Source organism: Prosthecobacter fluviatilis, from assembly GCF_042655725.1.
In the GTDB taxonomy this organism is placed as follows: domain Bacteria; phylum Verrucomicrobiota; class Verrucomicrobiia; order Verrucomicrobiales; family Verrucomicrobiaceae; genus Prosthecobacter; species Prosthecobacter fluviatilis.
On sequence record NZ_JBHSMQ010000001.1, the window covers coordinates 732,383 to 741,891 of the forward strand.

Here is a 9,509-nt window from a genome sequence, read left to right on the forward strand (position 1 = left end):
GTACAGGGGGGCTGCACCCCGCCGGGGTTGGGCAAAAATGCGCCATTCTTGGCCGGAATGGGGGCTGCGGGGGAAGAAACCGCATTCCGCCGCCGTACTCCCCTTTCCCTTTGACCTCAACCCCGGTCGGAGGCAAAGAATACGCCCCCCGTCCCCCCGTTAATGCTGGAGAAAAAAATCAGGCTAGAGCACACGCATCGCATCTTGTTCACGAGAGAAGTCTTTGCGCCCCGGAACCACGCCATCCGCGATCTCCTCCGCCTCGATCCGCCGCACAAGCTGCCCCGCGTGCTCGTGTTTGTGGACGAAGCCGTCGCCACCGCGAACCGCGACCTCATCGACGACATCATGGCCTACGGCCACGTGTATGCGGACACCTTCACCCTGGTGGACGACCCCATCGTCATCCCCGGCGGCGAGCCCTGCAAAAACGACTTTCGCCTGGTGGAGTGCTGCTGGGACGCCATCAATGAAGCCGCGCTGGACCGCCACAGCTACGTCTTCGTCATCGGCGGCGGTGCCGCGCTGGACCTCGTGTGCTTTGCCGCCAGCACCGCGCACCGGGGCATCCGCCACGTGCGCTTTCCCACCACCACGCTCAGCCAGGGAGACGGCGGCGTGGGCGTGAAAAACGGCGTGAACTACTTTGGCAAAAAGAACTGGGTCGGCAGCTTTGCCGTGCCCTACGCCGTGGTGAACGACTTCGCCTTCCTGGAGTCCCTGCCCGCACGCGGCCGGCGCAACGGCATCATCGAAGCCATCAAGGTCGCGCTCATCCGTGATCGCGCCTTCTTCGAGCAGATCGAAGCCATGGCCCCAGACCTCGCCGCCCTCAAGCAGGAGGCGCTGGAGCAGGTCATCCAGCGCAGCGCCGAGCTGCACGTGGAGCACATCGCCACCGGCGGCGATCCCTTTGAGCTCGGCTCCGCCCGCCCGCTGGACTTTGGTCATTGGGCCGCGCACAAGCTCGAGCAGATCTCCAAATTCACCGTGGCCCATGGCGAAGCCGTCGCCATCGGCATGGCCGTGGACCTCGTGTACTCCCGCATGCAGGGCATCCTGGATGAAGCCACCTGCGAGCGCGTGCTCAGCCTCATCGAGCGCATCGGCTTCGCCACCACCTCCCCTTATTTGATGAACACCGGCCGCTCCGGCGAGCCCGCCATCCTCGAAGGCCTCGAAGAATTCCGCGAACACCTCGGCGGCGAACTCACCGTGACCCTCGTCCCCGAGATCGGCACCAAGCTGGAAGTCCACGAAATGAACCGCGTGAAGATCCTCAACGCCGTGGTGGAGCTGCAGAAGCGCGCTGCGTAAAGGTACGACAGGCATTGCCTCACTGCGTTCGCCCTGCGGGCAGCCTGCGGCTGGCTATTTGCCTTCGGCGGTCTTCGACCCGCTGCGCTCCGGTTCCTGCCTGTCGATCAGTGCCCACGCAACCTGCCCAAGCGTCCGCACTACGGCCAGCCATTCGCACGCGAAGTAGCACGGGCAATCCTGCCCGTGAAGAAGGCGCTCACTGCGGGCAGGATTGCCCGCGCTACCCCAGGCGTCCGTAGTAGAATGGGCGATGCCCGCGCTACTGCCAGCCTACAGCCTCGGCTTCTCCGGCTTGATCGTGGCGTCCGTAGAGCGTACGCCCTTCACCTGCGTCTTGCGTTTGAAGACCTTGTCGCCGTTGCAGGCGTAGAGCTCGTCGAAGTTCGCTCCGCCAAAGACCACGTTGGCCAGCCACTTGCGCTGCGGCTTGGCGATGATGCCGTTCACGCGCCCGGCCTGGTCGCAGAACTGGATGCCTGCGTGCGTGGCCACGTAGAGGCGGCCTTTGCTGTCCAGCGTCATGCCATCGGCGCCGCTTTCCATGACTCCATCGGGGATGCGCAGGTGGTGGTAGGGCTGCTTGGCGGAGAGCGTGCCATCGGCCTCGATGTGGTAGCTCCACACAAACTGCCCGCGCATGTCCGCCACCAGCAGCAGGCTCTGGTCGGGCGAAAGGCGGATGCCATTCGGGAAGGCGATGCCGCCTTTGTCATTCGTGTCCACCACGCTCTTCTCGCCGTTCGGTTTGATGAGCCACACCTGCTTGTGCGGCGGATCGGTCACGTAGAGATTGCCGTTCTGGCCGATGCACAGGTCGTTCGATTCGATGCCCTCGGCGATCACGCTCATCTTGCCGGCTTCATCGTAGGCCACGATCTGCTTGTTGCCATTCGCGCAGGCAAAGAGGCGGCCGTCCGGGCCGAACATGAGGCCGTTGGCCTTGCCGGTGTTTCCGGCAAAGACGCTCACCGTGCCGTCCAGCGCTACCTTGTGGATGCGGCTGTTTGGGATGTCGGTGAAGAAGACCTCGCCCTTCGCATTAGCCGCCGGGCCTTCGGTGAAGCCGTAGCCCTCTCCCACGAGCTGCCATTCGCTACCAGTTCCCAGCACTTCCATCACCGGAGCGCGTGAGCCTGTGCCCTTGGTCACGGCCTTGGGCCAGTCCTTCCACAGCCAGCGCATGGCATCGGGGAAAATGGCGGTGGCATGCTTGCCATTGTGGCCGCCGTCTCCCCACACGTGGTTCACTTCATAGCCTGCGAATTCAAAGGCGGAGAGCATCTCCTGGTTGGCCAGGAACCAGTTGCCGCCGGTGCCGTTGGCATCGTTGCTGCCGTCCTGCAGAAAGACGCGCAGGGCCTTGGGCTCGGCCTTGCGGATCATCACCGGGTAGTCGTTGCCGCCGCGCTGGTCCACGTAGGTGCCGATGCTGCTGAACACGCGGCTGAAGGCCTCGGGCCGCTCCCACGCGGCGGTGAAGGCGGCGATGGCCCCGCTGCTGCTGCCGCCGATGCTGCGGTCGTTGCCCTCGTGCGAGAGGCGGATGGGGCGGCCGTCCGGCAGCGTGATCTTTTCCACCTCGGGCAGCAGCTCCTCGAGGATGAAGCGCGCGTAGTTCTCGCCCAGGCCGTCGTATTCCACGCTGCGGTTGTAGCGGTCCAGCTGCGTTGCGGGATCTGCCGCCGGGACGCGGCCATGCATCACAAAGACGCCGATGATGATGGGGATCTCCTTTTTGGCGATGAGATTGTCAAACACCACAGGCGCGAGGTTTTGAATGCCGTCCTGGTTCACATGCACGCAGGCGGGTTTGTCGGGCGTGTATTGCTTGGGCACATACACCCAGTAGTCGCGCACGGTGCCGGGGAAGATCTTGCTGTTTTTGAATTCAAACTTCAGCACGTCGCCCTTTGGCACGCCTTCCTGCGGCTTGGAGTCGGGGCCGGGCTGGTAGTCGTCTGCGGCATGGGAGAGGACAGGGAGCAGGGACAGTGCGAGAGCGAGGAGGCAGGTTGGGCGCATGAGGCGGAGTGTGGGAAATCGGGGGACGGATGTCAAAGAAACATACCGTCTGAGGGAGGCCGGATTTTGCACCGCAGAGATGGGAAAGACGCAGAGATTTCCAGGCAGGTGCACCGGGGAGGCGCGGAGAATGAAGAGACTCTTCCGAAAAAAAACGCTGCGGCGTTCCGGCCTCTGCGGTGTTTCATTCCAGGACGTGGGTGAGATCAAAAACATCCTGGCTGCACCTGTGAAAATTTGCGGCATCATGAAGGGTGGATATTCACCAACCTCTCTTCAACGAACTCATCCTGCACCTCGACGCGCCGCCGCATGACGGCCCCTGGAACATGGCCGCCGATCAGGCCTGGCTGGAGCTGAGCGCGGTGCCGGTGCTGCGGGTGTATCGCTGGACGGAACCCACGGCGACCATCGGCTACGCGCAGAGTCTGACCAAGCTGGGCGATTCGCTGCCGCAGTGGCCCATCGTGCGGCGCTGGACGGGCGGTGGCGTGGTGCTGCATGACAACGACTACACCTATTCCGTCATCGTTCCCGCCGTGCATCCGTGGTCGCAGACCAACCCGCTCGAAAGCTACCGGCTCGTGCATGATTCCCTGGCGCGCGCGCTGGATGATGGCAGCCGCCTCGCGGGGATGGAGGACCTGATCGAAAACCCGTTCTGCTTTGTGGCGCCCGCTTTGCACGATGTGATTCGCGATAAAGTGAAAGTCTCCGGGGCAGGGCAGCGGCGCGGCAAGCTGGGGCTGCTGCACCAGGGCAGCGTGCAGCAGGTGACCCTGGGCGAAGACTTCTGGCCGCGCTGGGCCGCGCAACTGGCCGCCAACGTGCTCACCACTCACGAGATGCCGCCTGCCATGCTCAAGCGTGCGAATGAACTCACGCAAAAGCGCTACAGCCTCGCTTCGTGGTTGAACGAACGGGAGGACGCGCTGTGAGGACGCTGGTGTTTGTGTACGGCACGCTCAAACGTGGCGGCAGCAATCATGCGTGGATCGAGCAGCAGCAGTTTGTGGCGGAGGCGCGCACGGCTCCCGTTTACCGCATGTATGATCTGGGTGGGTATCCGGGCATGGTGCGGGATGAAAACGGCCTTTCCATCCATGGCGAGGTGTGGAGCGTGGACGAGGCAGGACTCATCAAGCTGGATGTGTTGGAAGACACCGACGGTGGTGAGTATGAGCGCGTGACGATGCAGCTCGAAGGCGAGTGGGCGACGAAGCGCGTGGAGGGGTACGTTTACCTGCGCAGTGTGGAGGGACGGCGGGACGTGGGCGAGAGGTGGTGAGGGGTAGCGCGGGCAATCTTGCCCGCAAAGAGGGCGCTCTACACGGGCAGGATTGCCCGTGCTACTGCTGGCTGCTTGGGGGCGTTGGCCGGCCTTTACGGGCAGGATTGCCCGTGCTACTTCAGATCCTCATGCTCTCCATCGGCCCGAAAGATTTTGTGCCTTTTGACTGGAATGCTGTCGCCCCGGGCTATCAGCGAAATCTGCCGCATATCACCCAGCCGGGCGTCATTTACTTCATCACATTCCGGCTCGCGGATGCCGTTCCAGCACCAGTGGCAGCGCGGTGGGGGCAGGAAAGAGATGCGTGGATGCAAAGCCATCCCAAACCCTGGGGAGAGCAGGAGGAAACCGAGTTCAGGCGATTGTTCACCCTCAGGATGGAGCGATGGATGGACGCCGGGCATGGCTCCTGCCTGCTGCGCCAGCCCATGCACCGCGAAGAGATGCAGCGCTGTCTGCTACATGGCGATGCCGTCCACTATGATCTCGGTGATTTCGTCATCATGCCAAATCACGTGCATCTGCTCTTGAAGCCGACGTGTCCCGGGCAGCTTCAAACGCTGCTCCGTCCCATCAAAGGCGTGAGCGCACGCAACATCAATCAAGCCTCGGGCTCTTCGGGCGCCTTGTGGCAGGGCGAATCTTTTGACCATATCATGCGCAGCTTGGACCAGTTGGAGCGTGTGCAGGAATACATTCGCCATAATCCAGTCAAAGCGGGGCTGAAACCGGATGAGTTTACTTATGTCCAGCGCTGGCAGGTCATGAAGTAGCGCGGGCAATCTTGCCCGCAAAGAGGGCGCACGACACGGGCAGGATTGCCCGTGCTACTATCACCCCGCGCCAAAGAAGCCGCCGAGCTTCCGGATGCGGGTCGGATGGCGCAGCTTGCGCAGCGCTTTCGCTTCGATCTGGCGGATGCGTTCGCGCGTCACCTGGAACTGCTTGCCCACTTCTTCCAGCGTGCGGCCGGCGCCGTCGCCGAGGCCGAAGCGCTGCTCCAGCACCTCGCGTTCGCGCGGGTTCAGGGTGTCCAGCACGTCGCGCAGCTTGTCGCGCAGCAGGTGCATGGCGGTGAGCTCCATGGGGTTGCTCGCCTCCTTGTCCTCGATGAAGTCGCCAAATTCGGTGTCGCCTTCGCTTTCGCCCACCTTGGCCTGCATGGACACGGGCTGCTGGGAGAGGCGCAGCACGGCGTTCACACGCTCGACGGGCAGGTGGATCTCCTCGGAGATTTCCTCCGGGGTCGGGTCGCGGCCCAGCTCCTGCAGCAGCTGCTTGTGCACGCGCATGAGCTTGTTGATCGTTTCGATCATGTGCACCGGGATGCGGATGGTGCGCGCCTGATCCGCGATGCTGCGGGTGATGGCCTGCCTGATCCACCAGGTGGCGTAGGTGCTGAACTTGTAGCCGCGCTGGTACTCAAACTTTTCCACCGCGCGCATGAGGCCCATGTTCCCCTCCTGAATGAGGTCGAGGAAGGACAGGCCGCGATTGGTGTACTTTTTGGCGATGGAGATGACCAGCCGCAGGTTGGCCTCGATCATCTCGGTCTTCGCACGGGTGGAGCCCGCCACATGCTTGAGCGTGTCAGTGATGAGCGTGCGGTAGTCCGCCGCTGTCATCCACGACTCCAGCTCAAAGGTGCTGATGGCCTCCTGGGCCTCCTCGTTGCCGGGCTGCTCCTTGAGGTTGCGCTCCAGGTTGCCGAGATCGGTCAGGCGCTGCTGCAGCAGGGTCACGAAGTCTTCCGTGATCTTGGACTTGAAGTAAAACTTCTCGCAGGTGCGGAAAAAGGCGGTGCGCAGGGTTTCAAACTCCTCCTGCGCGGCGGCTTTCTTGCGCGGGCCGGCCTGGACGAGGGCGGTGAAGGCCTTGCTGGTCTTTTCGTGCGTCTCACGCGCCTGGTCGAGCAGCGGCTTCAGTTTCTTGAAGTAAGCGTCGCGTTCGTCCGCCTTGCGGTCGCTCACGAGGCGGTCAAAGCGCTCCACGCCGTTGCACAGCGCTTCGGCAAACTGCAGGTAGGCCTGGCCGATGAAGCCGATGGTGTGCAGGCACTGACGCAGGCTGAGGTCCGCCTTTTCGATGCGCTTGGAGATGTTGATCTCCTGCTCGCGGGTGAGCAGGGGCACCTGGCCCATCTGGCGCAGGTACATGCGCACCGGGTCATCAAAGACATCCAGCCTGGCGGAGGCCGCGTCACGCTCCGCCGTGATGCGCTCACGAGCGGCCGATTTGGCGATGCCGTCCACATCGTCGGTGATTTTGATTTCCATCGCGCGCAGCCGCGTGATGAGGGCGTCCATCAGATCCGGGGTGACGAATCCTGGGGGCAGGGCCTCGTTGATGTCGTCCCAGGTCAGGTGGTCATGCTCACGCGCCGTGCGGATGAGGTCGCGCAGCCGCGCCTGCACATCCGGGGAGTGGATGTCGTCATGCGTGGTGTTCGCATAGTGGGTGATGCCCCCTGTGTGGCCGTTCTTGGGCGGGCGTCCCCTCCGGCGTTTGAGCGGCTGGCCATCCGGCCCCACCTGGGAGGCGGGCTGCTCTTTGGGCGGGTGGATGCGGGGCCTGCCACGGCCGCGCTTTTGAGGTGCCGCCGAGTCTTCGGCAGCAGCAGGCTCGCCTGCCTTTCCGGCTGCGTTGCGAGAATGGGATCCGTTCAGTGGTTTTTTGGAGACAGCCATACTTACCTCGGTGGGGGTGCCGGAGCCTGGGTCAGTCAGGGGGAGAAACTATTCGGGGCGGGTTTCGTACGGTCAAGGCATTCTTTGCGCCTTGCGATGAGTTCTATCACCCTCTCCTGCAACTCTGTGATCTCTGCCGCGGAGAGCCCTGGCTGCCGCTGTTTGGCCTGCAGGCCCAGGATGAGGTTGTGCAGCCGCGCGATCTCCAGGGCGTCCATCGCGTGCTTGGCCTCCTCCAGCCCGCCAGCCGGGCGCGGGCTCACCTGCAGCTGGGCAAAGGCTGCCTCCTGGTGCCGCTCCAGCCCGGCAAAGAAGGCGAGCTGGGAGGCCTCCTCCAGCGGGTCGTGGCGGCTGTGCACCAGCAGGGCCAGCAGCTCGGTGCCGGGCACCGCATTGAGCAGCTCCTCAAAGTCCGCCTCGCGCAGCCAGTACATCACCTCCGCATCCGTCAGGGCCATCTGGCACAGCAGCAGGGCGGTCTTGTGCTGGGAGGCGAGCAGCTTTTTGGCCTCATCCACCACATTGGCGCCCGAGGCCGCAGCCTGCGGGGCGCCCTGGCCGTTTTTGGCCTCCTTGGCAGCCCGGTTCACCATGGCGGTGAGCTGCTCCTCGGAGATTTCCAGCAGCTTGGCCACCTTGTTCACGGCGGTGATGCGCTGGGCCACACCTGAGAAGATGCTGATGGCCGCCGCGACCTGGTCTGCCATGCGCACGCGCTCCACCATGCTGTCAGATTTGGCGCTGGCCCGCAGGCGGCTTATCTGGTACTCCAGAAAGTCCGTAGCCCCCCCCAGCACCTCCTGCAGCGCCTCCGTGCCCTGCTTGCGCAGCAGCGAGTCGGGGTCCTCCCCCTGCGGCAGCGAGGCCACCTTCACCGTCAGCCCGATGGGGGAGAGGATCTGAAAGGCGCGCTCGGCCGCCTTGTAGCCCGCGTTGTCGGAGTCATAGCAGAGCACGACTTCATTGCAGACGCGCTTGAGCAGCTTGGCGTGCAGCTCCGTGAAGGCGGTGCCTTGCCCTGCCACCACGTTTTGGAAGCCCGCCTCATAGACCATGATCATGTCGATCTGCCCCTCGCACACGATGGCCTCGCCTGCCTTGGAGATGGCGCGCTTGGAGCGGTCAAAGCCAAAGAGCACCTTGCTCTTGCTGAAGAGCGCGGTCTCCGGGGAGTTCAGGTACTTGGCGGTCTTGGCCTCGGGGTCCAGCACACGCCCGCTGAAGGCGATCACGTCCCCATGATCATTGCGGATGGGGAACATCAGCCGGTCGCGGAAGCGCGGGTAGGCCCCCCGGCGGCCCGAGTCTTCGTCGCTCTGCACAAAGATGCCGGCCTCCACGAGGACGCTCTCGGGGATCCGCGCCTTCTGGGCCCATTCGCGGAAAAAGGCGCCGTGTGGCGGGGCGTAGCCCATCTGCCAGTTCTTGGCCACGGCGGCCGTGATGCCGCGTGACTTCAGGTAGTCGCGCGCCGGCGCGGCGATTTTGTGCTTCATCAGCAGCTGGTGGAACCATTCTGCGATCTCCCGGTGCGCCCGCAGCAGCAGGCTGCGGTGCTTGGCCTCCGCCTCCGCGTTCGCGTCCCACACCTCCTCCTCGATGCGGATGCCCGCGGCATCCGCCAGGCGCTTGACCGCCTCCACAAATGACAGGCCGTCGTGCTCCATCACAAACCGGATCGCGGTGCCGCCCGCACCACAGCCAAAGCAGTGGTAGGTGTTGCGCGAGGGGCTGACGTTGAAGGAAGGCGTGCGCTCATTGTGGAAAGGGCACAGGCCGAGGTAGTTCGTGCCCGCCTTGCGCAGCTTCACGGAACGCCCCACCAAGGCCACGATGTCCGTGGCGGCAATGACTTGCTGGATGGTTTCTTCCGGGATGCGAGACATGTCAGGTGCGGGACAGTGTTGAGGGGGGACGCACCCGCAACTGGTGATGCAGTGGCAGACGCCAAATATCCGCCCAACCAGCGCAGGCACCTTATGGGGGAGATGCCTTTATTTCTAATAAAGAAAAAACGAGGGGCGGTCTTCCTTCAAAATTTACCCATCAACAAGCCATTCCCCAATGGCTCTGAATCAGTGGGTTAGAACAAAGTAAGCAATAAGTTCAGAAAATAACGGCGGTCTCACACCCGCGCGTTAGGCCCAACCTTTTTGTCTCCCGCAGCCCTCAGATCATTCAACCATAAG

7 protein-coding genes are annotated in these 9,509 nt (G+C 63.5%); 4 read left to right on the forward strand and 3 right to left on the reverse strand.

The window, feature by feature from the left end; translation table 11 throughout:
- Positions 1–162 precede the first annotated feature (162 nt).
- Positions 163–1,317 carry a 3-dehydroquinate synthase gene (locus ACFQDI_RS02840; protein ID WP_377163194.1) on the forward strand — a complete coding sequence of 385 codons (1,155 nt, stop codon included), beginning with the start codon at positions 163–165 and terminating at the stop codon, positions 1,315–1,317.
- Between the two features lie 273 nt (positions 1,318–1,590).
- Here ACFQDI_RS02840 and ACFQDI_RS02845 read toward each other — a convergent pair whose 3' ends face one another.
- Complete coding sequence (locus ACFQDI_RS02845; RefSeq protein ID WP_377163196.1) at positions 1,591–3,342, reverse strand: SMP-30/gluconolactonase/LRE family protein; 1,752 nt, start codon at positions 3,340–3,342, stop codon at positions 1,591–1,593.
- A 254-nt stretch (positions 3,343–3,596) separates the two neighbouring features.
- Between ACFQDI_RS02845 and ACFQDI_RS02850 the strand changes: the two genes are divergently transcribed.
- The 3 genes from ACFQDI_RS02850 to ACFQDI_RS02860 all read left to right on the forward strand — a co-directional run bounded on the left by ACFQDI_RS02850 (position 3,597) and on the right by ACFQDI_RS02860 (position 5,406).
- On the forward strand, positions 3,597–4,280 hold the full coding sequence (locus ACFQDI_RS02850; protein WP_377163198.1) for a lipoate--protein ligase family protein: 684 nt from the start codon (positions 3,597–3,599) through the stop codon (positions 4,278–4,280).
- The gene (locus ACFQDI_RS02855; RefSeq protein WP_377163200.1) at positions 4,250–4,630 is read left to right on the forward strand and encodes a gamma-glutamylcyclotransferase family protein; all 381 of its coding nucleotides are present in this window, start codon (positions 4,250–4,252) and stop codon (positions 4,628–4,630) included. The genes ACFQDI_RS02850 and ACFQDI_RS02855 overlap by 31 nt, the downstream gene beginning before the upstream one ends.
- A 131-nt stretch (positions 4,631–4,761) precedes the next feature.
- Complete coding sequence (locus ACFQDI_RS02860) at positions 4,762–5,406, forward strand: transposase (RefSeq protein WP_377163202.1); 645 nt, start codon at positions 4,762–4,764, stop codon at positions 5,404–5,406.
- A gap of 60 nt (positions 5,407–5,466) precedes the next feature.
- Here the strand turns inward: ACFQDI_RS02860 and rpoD are convergent, their stop codons facing one another.
- Together rpoD and dnaG are read right to left on the reverse strand one after the other, a co-directional pair.
- Positions 5,467–7,320, reverse strand: a complete 1,854-nt coding sequence (gene rpoD, locus ACFQDI_RS02865; protein WP_377163204.1) for an RNA polymerase sigma factor RpoD — start codon at positions 7,318–7,320, stop codon at positions 5,467–5,469.
- A 35-nt stretch (positions 7,321–7,355) separates the two neighbouring features.
- The gene (dnaG, locus tag ACFQDI_RS02870; RefSeq protein ID WP_377163206.1) at positions 7,356–9,206 is read right to left on the reverse strand and encodes a DNA primase; all 1,851 of its coding nucleotides are present in this window, start codon (positions 9,204–9,206) and stop codon (positions 7,356–7,358) included.
- Positions 9,207–9,509 lie beyond the last annotated feature (303 nt).

Bases quoted from the DNA above. Each gene is read 5' to 3' on its own strand.
- rpoD (WP_377163204.1), bottom strand. From the start codon at position 7,320: ATGGCTGTCTCCAAAAAACCACTGAACGGATCCCATTCTCGCAACGCA.
- ACFQDI_RS02860 (WP_377163202.1), top strand. From the start codon at position 4,762: ATGCTCTCCATCGGCCCGAAAGATTTTGTGCCTTTTGACTGGAATGCT.
- dnaG (WP_377163206.1), bottom strand. From the start codon at position 9,206: ATGTCTCGCATCCCGGAAGAAACCATCCAGCAAGTCATTGCCGCCACG.
- ACFQDI_RS02840 (WP_377163194.1), top strand. From the start codon at position 163: ATGCTGGAGAAAAAAATCAGGCTAGAGCACACGCATCGCATCTTGTTC.
- ACFQDI_RS02845 (WP_377163196.1), bottom strand. From the start codon at position 3,342: ATGCGCCCAACCTGCCTCCTCGCTCTCGCACTGTCCCTGCTCCCTGTC.